Origin of the sequence: Paenibacillus puldeungensis (assembly GCF_042678945.1) — a bacterium.
GTDB classification, from domain to species: Bacteria; Bacillota; Bacilli; order Paenibacillales; family Paenibacillaceae; genus Fontibacillus; species Fontibacillus puldeungensis.
Genome location: NZ_JBHTLM010000004.1, coordinates 276,021 through 292,833, shown reverse-complemented (window position 1 = coordinate 292,833; position 16,813 = coordinate 276,021). Strand labels below are relative to the sequence as shown.

The following is a 16,813-nucleotide window of genomic DNA, read 5'->3' as shown; positions in this document are numbered from 1 at the left end:
AGAAAGATATCGGGCAGGCCCTGCAGCGCAAAACCATTTATTTATAAGACGGCTCCTTAGTAATTCGTTCCGGAATCACGTCACAGGATATCAAGTCCTGCAAGGTCTCCCGTTTCACAACCAGATCACCGCGTCCATTATGCACAAAAACGACTGCCGGGCGGCGAATCCGGTTGTAGTTGCTTGCCATTGCGTAGTTGTAAGCCCCCGTGCACGCCACAGCGAGCAAATCTCCGCTTTGTACCTTTGGGAGCTCAGCATCCCAGATCAACATATCGCCGCTTTCGCAGCATTTGCCGGCGATTGAGACAGTCTCCTCGGCAGCGTCATTCCCGCGGTTTGCCAGCATGGCTTCGTATTTAGAACCGTACAGAGCCGGACGTGGATTATCTGTCATCCCGCCATCCACAGCAACATATTTCCGAACTCCAGGAATATCCTTGCTCGTACCTACCGTGTAAAGCGTTGTTCCGGCATCACCAACAATGCTGCGACCCGGTTCAACCCAAATTTCCGGAAGCTGTGTATAGATGCCAGCGAAATACTGCTTCACTGCATCCGTAATAGCACGGACATAATCGGATACTAGAAGCGGCGTATCTTCATCCGTGTAGCGTATACCAAACCCACCGCCTAGATTGATCACCTTGAAGGTGACGTCAAGACGTTCCTTGACATCAGCAGAAAATGCCGCCACCCGCTCGATTGCTAGCTGGAAGCCTTCCACCTCAAAAATTTGCGAACCGATGTGGGAATGAACTCCCAGCAAGTTCAAATTCAAACTGCGGGATGCTAGCTCAACTGCTTCAAACGCCGAGCCGTTACCGATATCAAAGCCAAATTTGGAATCTATTTGTCCAGTAGAAATATATTCATGTGTGTGAGCTTCAACCCCCGGCGTAACGCGAAGCAAAACATTAACGGAAACGCCTTTATCAGCGGCAAGGGCTTGAAGCATATGAAGCTCAGTAAAGTTATCTGCTACAAAACAGCCGATTTTGGCTTCAATAGCCATTTCCAGTTCATCCATTGTCTTGTTGTTACCATGAAAATGGATTCGCTGTGCTGGAAATCCTGCTTGAAGAGCCGTATATAGCTCGCCCTCAGAAACAACGTCGAGGGACAACCCTTCCTCTTCGGCCAGCCGGCACATTGCCATGACACAGAATGCTTTGCTGGCGTAGGCAACCTGGAAAGCCAGCCCCGATGCTTTGAAAGCATCCATATATTCACGGCATCTTTGCCGAACAAGGGCTTCATCTACGATGTAGAGCGGCGTGCTGTAGGTTTGCTTTAGTTCAACTGTATCGCAGCCGCCGATCTCGAGATGGCCTAATGCATTGATTTTGCTGGTACCGTGTAAATACATCCTATGCAGTCCTCCACTTTCAAATTTTACATCAGTATAGCAAACAACCGATGTATGAAAAATGGACTTTTGTGAATATCATTTGTGTTATTTGTAAGACAAGCAGACCTGTCTAATTTTTACGCGGCATACGCGTTCTGTCCCTAGTTTTGTTAATTGACGGTCTTTGTTTAGAGGTTAGTACAGGTACACGGAACAAAACCGCCAGCATAGCCTTTGCATTAAATGGTATAAATGGCCACAGGTAAGGGGAGTTGTACGACCGGCGCATTGTCAGAAATAGGACGAATGCAGTCAACCCAATGATGAGGCCCGGTGCCCCAAATATCGCTACCGCAACCAGTAAAGCCAATCGGACAACCCGGTTAGCAAGTCCCAATTCATAACTCGGAGTCGCAAACATCCCGATGGCGGCCACAGCCATGTACAGAACTACCTCATTAACGAAGAGTCCTGTCTTTACAGCGATGTCACCGATCATGATAGCCGCGATCAAACCCATTGCAGAGGCAAGCGGTGTCGGCGTATGAACTGCAGCCATCCGCAAAAGATCTACGCCGAACTCTACGAACAAGAACTGGGCGATGAGCGGAATTTTAGCCATTTTTTGCGGACCGATGAAGGCTAAGGTAGCTGGCTTATACTCCGGATGGATGACGACAAGCAGCCAAAGCGGAAGCAGAAACAGAGAAGCAAAAATTCCTAAAAAGCGGACCCAGCGCAAGTAGGTTCCAATAAAGGGCGTTTGGCGATTCTCCTCCGCATGCTGACACAAATCAAAAAAAGTCGTTGGCAAAATCATTACACTTGGCGATGTGTCTACAAATAGGACGACCCGCCCCTCTAATAAATGCGAAGCCACCACATCGGGGCGTTCCGAGTAGCGAACAAGCGGATAAGGATTCCACCTTCCTCCATGATCGATCGCTTCCTCCAGTTGCTTATCCGCTAAGGGAATTCCGTCAATGTTAATCGCCTTAATCTTTTCCCGAATAGAATCAACCTGCGTTTTGTCTACAATATCGTCGATATAGGCAATGCACACATCGGTTCGGGTTCTCCGTCCTACACTGATGACTTCAAACATAGCCCCGGGATCGCGCAGACGTCTCCGTACCAGTGTAATATTGGTGACCAAGGTTTCGGTGAAGCCATCGCGTGCCCCTCGGACAACCCGCTCCAGTGTCGGTTCTTCCGGACTACGAACCGGATAGGAGCGCGTGTCCATCAGAATCGCAACCTGCTCCCCTTCAACGAACAAAGCGCTCATTCCGGTCATCACCTTGTTAATGACGACGCTCAGCTTCTCCGTTTTTTCAACTTGCATATGGGGTATATACAATTCCATAAAGGAGCGTATCGCGCTGGCAGATAAACTGTCCGGCGTCAAATAAGTGAGCCGCTTAATGATTTGCTGCAAAATCTCGGATCTGGCAAAGCCGTTGATATAAAACAAGCCCGTTCGCTTGCCGGCAAAGGTCATTTCATGAAAAATGACATCGAAGCTGCTTCCTAATCCTACCACTTCCTGCAGCGTAAGCTTGGTGGTAGTCAGACTTCGGCTGATGTCGTCGTTCTTCTGCCAATACCGGATCGATTCTTCCACAGAGTTGGACATTTCCGACTCCCTTTTTCGCTTCATGGACGGTCGGCCCGGTCCGCTATCCTTCTGCTCCGTTTTCTCCGCTCCACCCGGTTCGAAGTCAGGAGCCGAATGCAAGTGGTCCTGCCCCTCCTCCATTGAGCCATGATGCTCTTGATCCATCATCGTCCTCTCAACCTCCATAGCTTTGATTTAGGGTCTGTAAACAAACCATTCAAATAGCGAACCGGCCATTTTACCAAGTACCATTGCTAGCAACAAGCCGAATAGATACCTTTGCATATGTAATCTTTTGGCCAATATAGGCAGTACGTTCAGCACCTCCGTCAAGGCGGCCGCCAGCATTCCAACGAAAACCCCGTTGAACAAACCGACTACCCCACTCAGCAACCAGGGACCTGTGATTTTCCAGTTCCAGAAATCGGCTACCGTACCGAGAACTGCCCCGCTGATCATCGCCCCCTCGTACCAGTGAACTTTATCATAAGAGCGAGTAACCTGCGCGAGTCTTGGTATCATGTCCAGCACAATGAATAACGCAATGACACCGCCACCTACAGCGATACCTCCGGCTAAACCGAAAAAAACGGTTAACGTCTCCGATACGCCAGGCATCATTTCGCTTTCCCCTTCTTAAGCTGCTCGGGGTGCATTTTTTTAAATTCCTCGGCAATCACATACTGATTGAGGTTGTCCTGGTATAAGAACATTTCAACCTCAAGCGGCGTTGGCTCCTCATTCCATTTTTTCTTGAACAAATGATTAAAAAAGACGATCATCCCAAATCCGATGCCTACAGAATACGCACCTTGAAATAAGTAAGGATGGTCATCCTTAACCCCCGTGATCATTTCAACGATACGAACCTGTACCTCCGGCATGCTGACATCGGCATGAAAATTCATAATCGTAAGCGCCGCACCAAAAAAAAGCAGCAGCCAAACGAGACCAAACAGGATCAATGATGGTTTCTTCTCTCTCTTGATCATCTCCACTAGAACTTGAGGTTCTCCGATAAACTCGATCTGCAGCTCTGGGAACTGTTCCTTGATGGTGCTAATGACTTGAATCAAATCGATAACGATTAGGTTCCCGTCGTGATGCTCCGGCTGAACAAGCATGAGATCTAAAATCTTGGCCTCCAGCTTCGGCTCAGCCAGGACCCTAGCGACGTCCCGCAACCGAATGGGGTTACCTGCCGGAAGTCCCACTTGCTTGCGAAGACGCAGATAGATGATAGAAGCGGATTTATCCTCCATTCAGATCACCTCTTGGTTGCGTATTGCCCATAGTATGCCAAGTCAGGATGGCCTTTACTCTTAACTAAGAGATAAAGGAGTTCCATGGAATACGTTTCGTGCAGGATAAGTCGAACTCCAATGATGGGACAGCAAAAAAACAGACCAAGCGGGGTTACACATAACCCTTGCTCAGCCTGTTCCTATTACATGCTTAGTTTCAATCTATACTTGAACCGCTCTGCTCATTTACAATGCGACGGCCGTATCAAGCGCAACTTCCATCATCTCGTTGAACGTCTTTTGGCGTTCTTCCGAGGTCGTTTCTTCGCCGGTTAGCAAATGATCGCTCACTGTCAAAATCGTCAGTGCGTTCACTCCATACTTAGCAGCTAGCGTATAGAGTCCAGTTGTTTCCATCTCAACGCCAAGTACGCCGTACTTCATAAGCAGTTCTGTAACGGACTTATCGTCCCGGTAGAACATGTCCGAACTAAATACATTACCGACATGCAGCTTCAATCCTTTTTCCACAGCCCGATCGTACGCTGCCTTTAGCAGAGAGAAGCTAGCGATCGGAGCAAAGTCGTAGCCGCCGAATACATGACGATTCATACTGGAATCGGTGCAAGCAGCCTGTGCCAAAATGACATCACGTACATGGACATGCTCCTGCATCCCGCCACAGGTGCCAACGCGAATCAAATTTTTAACGCCATACTCTGAAATGAGCTCGTTGACATAAATCGAAATGGAAGGGATGCCCATTCCAGTTCCCTGAACGGATACTCTTTTCCCTTCATATGTACCTGTAAAACCAAGCATGCCACGCACTTCATTATAGCAAGTGACATCGCTCAAGTACGTTTCGGCAATAAATTTCGCTCTTAGCGGGTCGCCCGGTAACAGTATCGTTTCCGCGATATCCCCTGATTTAGCTGCAATATGTACACTCATTGTTTAGAATCCCCTTATAGTGAAATGTTGGATGACACATACCTATTATATAGGATACGTCAGATTGCGTACATGCATAAGGCAGAAAATGATCCACCGAACAATTGCATTACCCAGCCACATAAAAATCCCCTTTAGGTTAACTCTGTCGGAAATCCTCCGAACACGGTTAACCTAAAGGGGTTGTTCTGTTACAGCCTTCTTCGGATTATTGTGCGATTTGATCTCGGATGCTTTGCAGAATCTTCTTTTCCAGCCTGGACACCTGTACTTGTGAAATGCCAAGCCTTAGGGCCACTTCGGATTGCGTCTGGTCCCGATAATACCGCAGGTAGACAATAAGCCTTTCCCTGTCGGACAGCCCGTCAATCGCTTCATGTAACGCCATCTTATCAAACCAACGCTCCTGTGACTCATCGGCGATCTGATCCATCAGCGTTATCGGGTCCCCGTCATTCTCGAACACCGTCTCGTGAATAGAGGCCGGCGGTTTGTTCGCCTCTTGAGCAAATACGACATCTTCCGGAGTGACTCCGAGCTCCTCGGCTACTTCCTTCACGGTAGGCAGACGGTTCAAACGCTTGGACAGCTCATCCTTCTTCTTCCGAACTTTATTAGCCATCTCTTTGAGCGAACGGCTAACCTTAAGCGTCCCGTCGTCACGTAAAAAGCGTTGAATCTCGCCGATAATCATCGGCACGGCGTAGGTTGAAAACTTGACATCATAGCTTAGATCGAATTTGTCCACCGATTTAAGCAGGCCGATGCAACCGATTTGAAACAAATCTTCGGGTTCGTAGCCCCGATTCATAAACCGCTGCACAACAGACCAAACCAGCCGAATATTGCAGTTGACCAGTCGGTCCCTGGCAGCGTGATCCCCGGATTGACTCAGGGCGATCAACCGTTTAACTTCCGTGTCGTCCAAAAACTCTCTCGAGGTTTGCTTCACTTCGGCATCCATAGATCCAACCCCTAATTGTATAAAGCTTTCTTAGATACAATCCTTTTCTTCATCCGAATGCGGGTTCCCCCGCCGATCTCACTAGTCACATCAAACTCATCCATGAAGTTCTCCATAATTGTAAAGCCCATTCCGGACCGTTCCAACTCAGGTTTGGAAGTATACAGCGGCTGTTTAGCCAGCTCTACATCTTCAATTCCTCGCCCTTGATCCTCGATGACTAACGTCACCGTATCTCCCTCAATGGCAGTTGAAATAGTGACAATTCCTTCCGGATTCCCGTCATACCCATGAATGATGGAATTGGTTACCGCCTCAGAAACGACGGTCTTCAAATCCGTTATTTCGTCCATGGTCGGATCAAGCTGGGACACGAATGCTGCGACCGTCACGCGGGCAAAAGACTCGTTTTCCGACTTGGCCGCAAACTGCAGCGACATGAAATTACGGTCATTCGTACTCACAGGGCCACCTCCAAATCCGTAAGCGCCAGTTCCTCATTGTCGTAAATGGACATGATTTTAAACAAACCCGACATCTCGAACAATCGGTAAACTGAAGGATTTGCGCCAGAAAGAATCATTTTCCCGCCTTTTTGCTTGATCAGTTTGTATCTCCCGAGTATAACGCCAAGGCCGGAGCTATCCATGAACTGCAGCTCACCCAGGCTCAAGATCAGATTACGGCAGTTCCCACGGCCGATTTCCTCATCCATCCGTACCCGAACCCCATCAGCCGTATGATGATCCAATTCGCCGCCCAAACGCACAATGAGCGTATCGCGAAGCCTTTCCATTTCTAAATCCAACTTCATGTCTGTTCACTCTCCTCCCTGACATGAACACACATTTCTACGCACCAAAGCCCGATTCCTGCCTATTGACAAAACTAGAAGAAAAGCCCTATGAATCTACAAAAAACAAGTGTGCCGCGGTTCGTTTAAATAATGTCCACCAGCCTGCCTTATCCACATCAGCGGGAGCAGTAAGCTCGAACTCCGTCAATACGCGTCCATCCTGGTAAACGACAAGCTTGCCGACAGGTTGCCCGGCTTTTATCGGAGCCGCCAGTTTTTCCGGCAAAACAAGCTTGTGCGTGATATTTTCCGCCGACATCCCTTTCTTGACCAGAACGTTCAGTGTCTTCCCTGCGGCCAATTCGATTTGCGGGGTTTTCCCTTTTTGCACCTTCACTTTTCCGATCATTTCCCCAGCTTTATAAATCGGCTGCAGTGCATATTGAGAGAAGGCATAATCAAACATGCCAGAAACTTCGCTGTTGCGTGTTTTCGTATTCGGCTCGCCAAGAACGACGGCGATCACACGCAGGCCGTCACGCTTTGCCGTTGCGGCCAGACAGAATTTTGCCTCCGAAGTGTATCCCGTTTTGAGTCCGTCCGCTCCGCTGTAGAACCGGACTAACTTGTTCGTATTAACCAGCCAGAACGGCTTTTCCGAGCCTTTCCGTAAATGGTCTTGATAGGCTCCGGTATACTTTGTAACGCCATCATGCTTCAAAAGCTCCCGGCTCATAATTGCGATATCATGGGCCGAGCTGTAGTGATTTTCTGTCGGCAGACCATTGCAGTTCGCAAAGTGCGTATCCTTCATCCCGAGCTGTTCGGCTCGTTGGTTCATCATCTTGATAAAGGCCTTCTCCGAACCCGCTAATTTCTCAGCTAGCGCTACAGACGCATCATTTCCCGATGCCATAGCTACACCCTTCAGCATTTCGTCCACGGTCATGCTTTCACCGGGCTCCAGAAAAATTTGTGAACCGCCCATCGAAGCGGCATATTCACTAGCCGTCACCTTGTCGGTGAGCTTCAGTGTCCCTTTGTCGATAGCTTCCATGGTTAGCAGCATGGTCATAATTTTTGTAATGCTTGCCGGTGGCAGCTGCTCATGGGATTTCTTCTCATAGATAACCGTTCCGGTATCTGCATCCATCAGCACCGCCGAGCGGGCATTTTCCGCTAAGGCAATCTCGTCGTCACCATCATGAGGCCCCCCGTCCTCAGCCTGTATATAGGTAGGCCAGACCGAAAAGGCTAATGCCAATGCGGTGAACCAGATCAATACCTGTCTTTTCAAGATTAGTCCCCCTTTTTGACATAAAACTGGATTCTGCTAACCTAGTATCGGTCACAATGTGGGAGTTTATTCCTTTGTCTGCAAAAAAAAGCGTATCTTTAGATCGTCATCGAACGATCATAAAGATACGCTTTAAGCTAGATATTTATTTGTCTTGGCTATAAGCTTACAACGCCCTACGCTATAAAAAGCGCTTCACACCATCTTTTGTCACCAGTGCAAACACAAGAGGTCTTTTGGGCGGCTTTGTTTCGGAAATGCCATACGCACCCAAAATTCTCTGCTCCGCCTCGCCTTTGCCTTCACGATGCTCAGGATTGAAATGTAATACGGCGAGAGCTTCCCCGGCAACTACGGGATCGCCTATCTTTTTCCGCAGCTCCACGCCGGCGGCAAGATCAATTTTGGAATCCTTCGTCTCCCGGCCTGCGCCGAGCACCATAGCGGCAATGCCGATTTCCTCGGCCTGAATCGATTCTATAAATCCACTGCGCTCAGCCAGCACCTCGACCTGTATCTCGGCTTGCGGCAATAGTTCGGGATTGTCGATTTGCGTCGTATCCCCTCCTTGGGCAGCCACCATTTTCTTGAGCTTTTCCAGTGCTTCTCCGCTGCGAAGATGCTCAAGCAGTATAGCTTTGGCTTCTTCCTCGGAGGATGCTTTCCCGCCTAGAATTAGCATGTGTGATGCCAGAATGAGGCAGACTTCCTCCAGATCGGCTGGGCCTTCCCCGCGCAGAGTATCGACTGCTTCGCGGATTTCAAGCGCGTTTCCGATAGCGTAGCCCAGCGGTTGATCCATATCGCTGATAACAGCTACCGTCTGCCGCCCGACCTGAGTGCCGATCTCAACCATCGCTTTTGCTAGACGAATTGAATCTTCCAGCGTTTTCATGAATGCACCGCTGCCGGTTTTGACATCCAGCACGATCGCATCAGCGCCCGCGGCGATTTTCTTGCTCATGACACTGCTCGCGATGAGCGGAATCGAATCGACCGTAGCTGTTACATCCCTCAGAGCATAAAGCTTCTTGTCGGCAGGCGTCATATTGCCACTTTGCCCAACGACCGCAATTCCAATGTCGTTGACCTGGCGGAAAAACTGCTCCTTGGCCAATTCGACGGAGAAGCCGCGGATCGCTTCGAGCTTGTCGATCGTTCCTCCGGTATGGCCGAGGCCTCTGCCGGACATTTTGGCAACTGGTACTCCAGCGGCTGCTACCATCGGACCAAGCACAATGGTCGTTTTATCGCCAACTCCACCTGTAGAGTGTTTATCAACCTTTATGCCATGGATAGAGCTTAAATCGATGGTATCTCCGGAGGACGCCATCTGCATCGTGAGGTCCGCCGTTTCGCGCGCACTCATGCCCCTATAAAATACGGTCATGGCCCAGGCGGCCATTTGATAGTCCGGAATCTGGCCCTCGCTATACCCTCGAACCAGGAAGCTGATCTCTTCAGTCGTCAGCTCTTGGCCGTCCCTTTTTTTACGGATTAGATCCACAGCTCTCATCGTTCTTCCCCCCTCCTTTACAACTCAGGAATAATGGACAGAACTAGACTTAGAAACTTTTCACGAACGCGGTCGGTCGTTTCAATAACTTCATTATGCGATAACGGTTGATCCAAAATACCTGCGGCCATGTTGCTGATGCAAGAAATTCCAAGAACTTCAAGGCCGGCGTGTCTAGCCACAATTACCTCTGATACAGTAGACATGCCTACCGCATCAGCACCGAGCGTGCGTAGCATCCGGATTTCCGCAGGAGTTTCGTAAGTAGGGCCAAGCAGCCCGGCATATACACCTTGTTGGAGGGAGATGCCTTTTTCGCCCGCAATGCGATTCGCTAATTGACGTAGGTTCCGGCTGTAAGCCTGGGACATATCCGGGAATCGAACGCCAAGCTCGGCATCATTAGGCCCGATCAGCGGGTTTTTGCCGGTAAGATTGATGTGATCCGAAATCAGCATCAAATCACCAGGCGAATAAGACATATTAACTCCGCCAGCGGCATTCGTAACAAGCAGCGTCTTGACGCCAAGCTCCTTCATCACACGTACAGGAAAAGCCGTTAATTCCGGGCCGTATCCTTCATACATGTGAAACCGCCCTTTCATTAGAACGACCGGTGTATTTTGGACTGTCCCGATCAGCAGCTCGCCGGCATGCCCTTCAACCGTGGATTGAGGAAAATGCGGAATATCGTGATACGGGATGCTAACCGCCTGCTCAATATGATCGGCAAGAACGCCTAATCCCGAGCCCAGAATCAACCCAACCTTAGGCGAAACCTCCGACCTGGAGCGAATATACTCAGCGGCCTCTCTAATCATGCTTATCGTTAATGTTGTTGTCATTTCGTTATCCTCCGTTTAATTAAATCAGCTCTCGCAAAAAGCTGCGCCCATGCTCAGTTGCGTGTACTCCAAAATTGTCCGCGATCGTCGCAGCAAGATCGGCATAGGTGGCTCTCACGCCCAGGCTTCCCGGATTTTTGAGGCTCGGCCCGTAAACGATAAGCGGCACGTATTCGCGCGTATGATCGGTCCCGGCATGTGTCGGATCGTTCCCGTGATCCGCAGTAATTACCAGCAGGTCATTTTCTCCCACTTTATCAAGAAGTTCTGGCAAAGCAGCATCAAATTCCTCCAGTGCACGGGCATAGCCTTCAGGGTCGCGCCGGTGGCCGTATAGGGAGTCGAAATCAACCAGATTTGTAAACAAGAGTCCAGAGAAGTCTTGGTCCAAATGTGCTAATGTCTCCTGGATGCCATGCTGGTTGCTCTTAGTCGGGTGAGAAGCGGTAATTCCCTCTCCTGAGAAAATATCCCCGATCTTGCCGACGGCAACGACTTCTTTCCCCGCATTTTTCAGAGCGTTTAGCACGGTAGGCTCCGGTGGCTTAACGGCATAATCGTGCCGATTCGGCGTACGCTGCCAGTTGCCTGGCTTGCCAATGAATGGACGGGCGATGACACGGCCCACGGAGTGCTCCGGCTCCAGCGTGAGCCGTCTTGCAACTTCACAAGCCCGGTACAGTTCCGGAAGTGGAATCACTTCCTCATGCGCAGCAATTTGGAACACGCTGTCTGCCGACGTGTAAACAATCCATGCTCCCGTCTTCATATGCTCTTCCCCGAGCTCAACTAAAATTTCCGTGCCGGAAGCTGGCTTATTACCGATGATCTTGCGTCCGGTTTCCTGTTCAAAACGGGCGATTAAGTCTCGAGGGAATCCGTTCGGATACGTTTGGAACGGGGTTTCGGTTTTCAGACCCATCAGCTCCCAGTGTCCGGTCATGGTGTCTTTGCCCGAAGAAATTTCATTCATTTTGCCGAAATAAGCGGCAGGATTTGATACTGGGCTCATTTTCGGTAAATCGGCAATATTGCCTAGCCCAAGCCGCTGCAAATTCGGCAGCTTCGTATCCACAGTTCCTAAAATGTGACCGAGCGTATGCGCTCCCTCGTCTCCGAATTCTTTAGCATCAGGCAATTCTCCAATACCGACACTGTCCAGCACGATCACGGAAATTTTTCTGAATTTGTTTTCAACTTGCATCTAATATCACTCCTTTTTCAATGGATCATCTGTATTGCGAATAGTCGCATCCTGCGGCTCGCCAGCCCTAGGATGAAATGCATCATAAACAGTTTTTAGATTTGGCCTTGAGCGGTTCAAATACATTTGAATGTTTGATATATCGGCGATTCCTAGCATCTCCTGCACCGACCTCACATCAGCCCCCCGATCCAGCATGTGGACGGCAAAGGAATGTCGCAGCGTATGCGGCGTAATATCCTCAGGAATTCCCGCTTCAAGACTATACTTCTTAATCGTTTTCCAGAAGCCTTGACGACTGATCCGTTCCCCCCGCCGATTCGGGAACAGTGCTCGGTTCTGTGGAACCCTGACGAGTTGAGGTCTGCCTTCGTTTAGATAGCGCTCTAACCACCCGGACGTAACCGTTCCGAACGGAATTATGCGCTCCTTTCCAGCCTCCCCGCAGCAGCGGAGAAATCGAAACTTCGTATCGACGTGATCAACATCCAGCGCGATTAGCTCAGAAACGCGAATGCCCGTAGCATACATAAGCTCCAGCATCGCCTTATCCCGAAGACCCAGAGGTGTTTTAGAATCTGGCGTATCAAGAAGCTTTTCTGTCTCTTCAACGGATAGAATTTGTGGAGGCTTTTTGTCGAGCTTGGGCATATCCAGCATGAGAAAAGGGTCCTGCTCAATGACCCGTTCCCGCTGTAAATATTGAAAAAAAGAGCGGAGCGTCACCGATACGCGTATGACGGTCGCAGGAGCTTTGCCTTTTTCCTTTAATGCCGAAAAGTACAGTAGGATGCCCGCCCGGGTTACCTCCCGGAAGTCATAAATTTGCCGCTCCTGCAAATAGGCTATGTACTGCCTTAAGTCTCGCGCATAGGATTCCCGAGTCGCGCTGCTTAATCCCCGATGCTCTGCTGCAAACGAAATAAAAGAGGCCGCAAATTGCTCCATGCTCCGCGCCTCCTCCCTTGTCGAAAATTGTGCCTTTGGAATAAGAAAAATTCCTTAAGTATACATATTCCACATTCCCCGTCCTTTTCCCTGCAATTTTTAAGGATTTGAGAAAGTTAACTGCCTTATTCCCCGTACCAGAAAAATAACTTTAGCCGTTCAGCTATCGATCCCATTTCACGGCTTCCGTCCATCTCAGCATGGAACACTTTAACCGCAGAACCCTCTGGAATCCGATATTTATTCTCTCTTAGAAGATAATTATCCATGACGCCCAGCACTCTATACAAAGTATAAGCAAGAGCTACAAACAGGAGCAAATATTTGGCTGCGCGCAGCCATTGACGAATCGATATGATCATCATAATACCACCTTTTCAACATACTAATTCATAGGACGGACAAACTCTCTGGCGTCTCTCTTATTAGTATATAGGTACAGATGGACGAGTATGCGGCAGAAGGCTTTTTCTGAATTAGTTTAGAACATAAGGTGGGAGTAAAAAAGCCTCACACGGCTAATAAACCGCATAAGGCTTTGATTTCACACGTTCTACTTATCTTCAGTCCCTGTCGGGTTGTTGTTCTTGTCTTTGCACCGATAACATATACCTTGAAAATCCAACCGATGATCCAGTACCTTAAAGTTGAACTCCTTCTCCAGACGTTCTTCTAAAGGTCCTAGCCAATCCTCTCGAATTTCATCCATAGCCCCGCACTGCACACAAATCAAATGATGATGATGATGTTTGGTTGTATCTGTTCGCAGATCGTAACGAGCCACGCCATCGCCGAAATTGATTTTCTCAACCACATGAAGCTCACTAAGCAGCTCCAAAGTCCGATAAACGGTCGCCAGACCAATTTCAGGCGCCTTGTCCTTAACGAGCATAAATACATCTTCCGCACTTAAATGGTCGTCTTCGTTCTCGAGCAACACGCGTACCGTGGCTTCCCGCTGGGGCGTCAATTTGTAACCGTGGGATTGTAACTGCTGTTTGATTTTTTCGATCTTTGCTTTCATGTTCTCCCTCCCCCAGCCATCGCCGCACATCCAAAAAATGTTCAATGACCACTTCTTTCATTATAGGGGGATAGAATCGTTAAAGTCAAACATTTTGGTAGAGTCTATATCGTTGGTAACAATCTTTTACGCAAAAACACCTTCAAGTTTATCTGCATATCATCCGACATACCTCGATTTTCTTGAAGGTGTTTTGATTTGTCTCACGGTATATGATTCAACTTAGGGAATCCAGAATTAAACTGCCTTGGCTTTCGGTCTGGGCTTGGCCTTGGCAACGCCTTCGGTAATATTTACAAAAAGCACATTCTCAGAATTAATTACTTTATTGTCATTGCCAAACCATTTTGTATCCTTAGACTTAATATCCCTAGCAATTTCAGCTGCTGAATCTGCCTCTCGTATAAAACTAGCTTTCTTATCCCCAACAAAATGAACGGTAACTGTAAATTTCATGATATATTTCATCTCCTTATATCATAATTCGACATCAGGAATGATTTTCCTGCCCTTCACGCAACTAAAGGTGTAACCCAGCTCATCATCACCGGAGTCACCCATGTTTCAAACGAAGATATAGCAAGCAGCACGACGGCCATGGCCAGCGTAAGCCCTGTATAAGATAGAAATGGGCGGGATATGCCTCCGCTTCTCCCGAGCAAAACCCTGGATCTGATCATGTTCAGCGAAAATCCGACAGCCGCCACGCTAGTGATCAATAACGCCGGAATGACGATCAAATTATGCGGAGCTACCGAAACGAGGGCGAATAACAGCCCTTTCCACGTATACTGGCCAACAAGGCACCCCACGGTAAAGCCGATCAAGACCCCTTTCAGAAAATCCAGGATTAATATGCCAGGAAGCCCGATGACGGACAATCCCAGCAGCCAAATCAAACCGAGCCATTTCAGATGAAGGATCGCGACCTCCCAATAAGATTGGCCTAGAAATTCCGTTCCACCTTCATTGAGGGAAATAAAAAAGTTACCGAAATAGCGTCCTAAATCCTGCTGCTGCTCAAGGGTTAATGCATTGACCATCAAGGCCCCAAACACGACGCCCATGAGAAATAGCGCTGAAACGAAGACATATAGCGGTGTTTGATCCTTTAACGCATGACGAAACGGTTGAAGCATATGGAAGGTCCCCCCTGCTTGTTCATCGAAAGAGGATGTGCGAGACAAAGTTGTCTTAAGAAAACATATGAACAAGCAGTCAGCGTTATGCGTTATAAATCATTCTACCGAAATATCATTTTTTTACCTTGCCGTAAACCCCGCCGCCCCCGGCAGCCAGCTCCAGTTTACCAGTACGGGCATCACAAATGCGCTCTGCCAGCTCGGCCCCAACCGCTTCTGCAAGCGCCTCGCAAGACATTTGATTCAGCACGTTCATTTCCGTACCAAAGGTACGCAGCAAAAGCTCAAGCTTGGCCGGTCCCAGACCCGGAATGAATTCCAAAGGCACTTGATAATGATAAGGTGGCCGATGCGCAGGAATTACCGGTTCTTTACGGTCCGCAATCGAACGGATTCGATCAAAAACACCGCGCACCAATTTTGGACTGCCGCAATATGGGCATCTTTCTACCGAAATTTCCGCCTCGTCAATACTGTAGCTGCAGCCGCTGCAGTATGTCCGGTGATATTTGCCGAGCCTTGGGTTCAGCCCATAGTTTCCGATCACGCCCCGGCCATCCTCACGGTTTAGCACCTTGGCAAATTCCCTGTAGGTTGGCTTCTTCAGCAAAAGCTCATTATACTCTCTACCGATCTTGCCGAGCGAATGGGCATCCGAGTTGGTCAAAAATGTATAGTGATCGAGCTCGCTGATAAGCCCCGCCATCTCGCTGTCCGCGCTTAGTCCAAGTTCAACGGCGCTGATCAGTGCCGTATCCAGCACGTCCGCCATTCGCGGAGCACAGCTTCCGTAAATGCTTCGATGAGGGGTGAAAATATGCGCAGGAATAATCATCCCACCTCTGGCGTAGACCTCTTCCTGGAGCGCTTTTGCCGGGGAATACACCCGCTGCGAGCTAAGCGATACATTTTTCATCCTCTTTTCAAGCCAGCCTGTAAAGGATCTAATCGTGTCGAAAAACGGGAAGAAGGCCAGCAAATGCGCCGGCCCCATTTCTGGCTCGCGAATTTCGAGCTCTGTACCAAGCAGAAGGGTCGTCCCCTTATACGCGATTCCGCCATCCTCCAGTTCATCCATCTCCCCACGTCCAAGGCACTCTGCTATATCTTGCTGAACGCCGGGGGAGTGGCAATCGATAATACCTAAAAGCCCAATTCCCTTTCGATCATGAGCCTCCTTGGCGATGTTGGAGAATGTTAGATCACGGCTTCCGCTGATTTTTACCGGTTCTCCCCGCCCGGTCCGGCCGATATGAATATGAAGATCCGCATAACAAGGCACTAATTCCTCGGCTCTTTTCTTCATACTTCCCGGTCTGCCGCCTCTTTGGCGAGACGCTGCTGCCATATGTAGACCGCCATAATCGTTTTGGCATCGGCAATTCGGCCTTCAATGATATATTGCTGCGCTTCCTCCAAAGTAACTTCGTATACTTCGATAAATTCATCCTCGTCCAGCGCCATCTCACCTGCGGTTAATTGATCCGTCCAGTACAGGTGAATGATTTCGTCCGCAAAACCCGGGGAAGTGTAGAACGAATGCAAATGAGTTATTTTATCGCACCGATAACCTGTCTCTTCCTGAAGCTCGCGTTTTGCCGCTTCCATCGGATCTTCCCCTTTTTCCAGCTTCCCGGCAGGGATTTCAAGCTCACAGCGTCCCATGGCCTGACGGTATTGATCCACGAGCAGTAAACGATCGTTACGTAACGCCAGCACGGCGACCGCTCCAGGATGCTTCACGATCTCCCTTGTAGCTAAAGCCCCGTCTGGAAGCTGCACTGTATCAATTTGCAACGAGATAACCTTTCCCGTGAAAACGGGCTTTGTTGACACAGTCGTTTCTTTTAGTTTGTCAGTCGATTTCATGATCCAAACCTCCTAATTAATAACCAACCCAGAATGAATGT

19 protein-coding genes are annotated in these 16,813 nt (G+C 49.0%); all 19 read right to left on the bottom strand.

Features of this window, described 5'->3' with window-relative positions:
- Positions 1-37: 37 nt before the first annotated feature.
- Entirely contained in the window at positions 38-1,369 is a 1,332-nt protein-coding gene (lysA, locus tag ACFQ3W_RS08275) for a diaminopimelate decarboxylase (protein ID WP_379318495.1), read from the bottom strand.
- 112 nt (positions 1,370-1,481) lie between these two features.
- Complete coding sequence (locus ACFQ3W_RS08270) at positions 1,482-3,134, bottom strand: spore germination protein (protein ID WP_379318660.1); 1,653 nt, start codon at positions 3,132-3,134, stop codon at positions 1,482-1,484.
- A 30-nt stretch (positions 3,135-3,164) separates the two neighbouring features.
- On the bottom strand, positions 3,165-3,590 hold the full coding sequence (locus ACFQ3W_RS08265) for a stage V sporulation protein AB (RefSeq protein ID WP_379318493.1): 426 nt from the start codon (positions 3,588-3,590) through the stop codon (positions 3,165-3,167).
- Positions 3,587-4,231, bottom strand: a complete 645-nt coding sequence (locus ACFQ3W_RS08260) for a stage V sporulation protein AA (RefSeq protein ID WP_379318491.1) — start codon at positions 4,229-4,231, stop codon at positions 3,587-3,589. Before ACFQ3W_RS08260 ends, ACFQ3W_RS08265 begins: the two co-directional genes overlap by 4 nt.
- Positions 4,232-4,459: 228 nt before the next feature.
- Positions 4,460-5,167, bottom strand: a complete 708-nt coding sequence (gene deoD / locus ACFQ3W_RS08255; protein WP_379318488.1) for a purine-nucleoside phosphorylase — start codon at positions 5,165-5,167, stop codon at positions 4,460-4,462.
- Positions 5,168-5,375: 208 nt separating this feature from the next.
- Positions 5,376-6,131, bottom strand: a complete 756-nt coding sequence (gene sigF, locus ACFQ3W_RS08250) for an RNA polymerase sporulation sigma factor SigF (protein ID WP_379318485.1) — start codon at positions 6,129-6,131, stop codon at positions 5,376-5,378.
- 11 nt (positions 6,132-6,142) lie between these two features.
- Positions 6,143-6,571, bottom strand: a complete 429-nt coding sequence (gene spoIIAB, locus ACFQ3W_RS08245; RefSeq protein ID WP_379318658.1) for an anti-sigma F factor — start codon at positions 6,569-6,571, stop codon at positions 6,143-6,145.
- Between the two features lie 20 nt (positions 6,572-6,591).
- The gene (spoIIAA, locus tag ACFQ3W_RS08240) at positions 6,592-6,945 is read right to left on the bottom strand and encodes an anti-sigma F factor antagonist (RefSeq protein ID WP_379318483.1); all 354 of its coding nucleotides are present in this window, start codon (positions 6,943-6,945) and stop codon (positions 6,592-6,594) included.
- Between the two features lie 88 nt (positions 6,946-7,033).
- Positions 7,034-8,224 carry a D-alanyl-D-alanine carboxypeptidase family protein gene (locus ACFQ3W_RS08235; RefSeq protein WP_379318481.1) on the bottom strand — a complete coding sequence of 397 codons (1,191 nt, stop codon included), beginning with the start codon at positions 8,222-8,224 and terminating at the stop codon, positions 7,034-7,036.
- A 181-nt stretch (positions 8,225-8,405) separates the two neighbouring features.
- Entirely contained in the window at positions 8,406-9,740 is a 1,335-nt protein-coding gene (locus ACFQ3W_RS08230) for a pyrimidine-nucleoside phosphorylase (protein ID WP_379318479.1), read from the bottom strand.
- A 17-nt stretch (positions 9,741-9,757) separates the two neighbouring features.
- On the bottom strand, positions 9,758-10,585 hold the full coding sequence (locus ACFQ3W_RS08225; protein WP_379318477.1) for a purine-nucleoside phosphorylase: 828 nt from the start codon (positions 10,583-10,585) through the stop codon (positions 9,758-9,760).
- Positions 10,586-10,604: 19 nt separating this feature from the next.
- Positions 10,605-11,789 (bottom strand): phosphopentomutase, encoded by a 1,185-nt coding sequence (locus tag ACFQ3W_RS08220; RefSeq protein ID WP_379318475.1) that lies wholly within the window; start codon positions 11,787-11,789, stop codon positions 10,605-10,607.
- Between the two features lie 6 nt (positions 11,790-11,795).
- Positions 11,796-12,737 carry a site-specific tyrosine recombinase XerD gene (gene xerD / locus ACFQ3W_RS08215; protein ID WP_379318473.1) on the bottom strand — a complete coding sequence of 314 codons (942 nt, stop codon included), beginning with the start codon at positions 12,735-12,737 and terminating at the stop codon, positions 11,796-11,798.
- A 125-nt stretch (positions 12,738-12,862) separates the two neighbouring features.
- The gene (locus ACFQ3W_RS08210; protein ID WP_379318471.1) at positions 12,863-13,102 is read right to left on the bottom strand and encodes a DUF4227 family protein; all 240 of its coding nucleotides are present in this window, start codon (positions 13,100-13,102) and stop codon (positions 12,863-12,865) included.
- A gap of 188 nt (positions 13,103-13,290) precedes the next feature.
- On the bottom strand, positions 13,291-13,761 hold the full coding sequence (gene fur, locus ACFQ3W_RS08205) for a ferric iron uptake transcriptional regulator (RefSeq protein WP_379318469.1): 471 nt from the start codon (positions 13,759-13,761) through the stop codon (positions 13,291-13,293).
- Between the two features lie 237 nt (positions 13,762-13,998).
- Positions 13,999-14,217, bottom strand: a complete 219-nt coding sequence (locus ACFQ3W_RS08200; protein WP_379318467.1) for a hypothetical protein — start codon at positions 14,215-14,217, stop codon at positions 13,999-14,001.
- Positions 14,218-14,273: 56 nt separating this feature from the next.
- Positions 14,274-14,900: a stage II sporulation protein M gene (gene spoIIM, locus ACFQ3W_RS08195; protein WP_379318465.1), complete on the bottom strand. Its 627-nt coding sequence runs from the start codon at positions 14,898-14,900 to the stop codon at positions 14,274-14,276.
- 115 nt (positions 14,901-15,015) lie between these two features.
- Positions 15,016-16,209, bottom strand: coding sequence for an endonuclease Q family protein (locus ACFQ3W_RS08190; protein ID WP_379318656.1), 1,194 nt, complete (start codon positions 16,207-16,209; stop codon positions 15,016-15,018).
- Positions 16,206-16,772 carry an NUDIX hydrolase gene (locus tag ACFQ3W_RS08185; RefSeq protein WP_379318463.1) on the bottom strand — a complete coding sequence of 189 codons (567 nt, stop codon included), beginning with the start codon at positions 16,770-16,772 and terminating at the stop codon, positions 16,206-16,208. Before ACFQ3W_RS08185 ends, ACFQ3W_RS08190 begins: the two co-directional genes overlap by 4 nt.
- Positions 16,773-16,813: the final 41 nt, after the last annotated feature.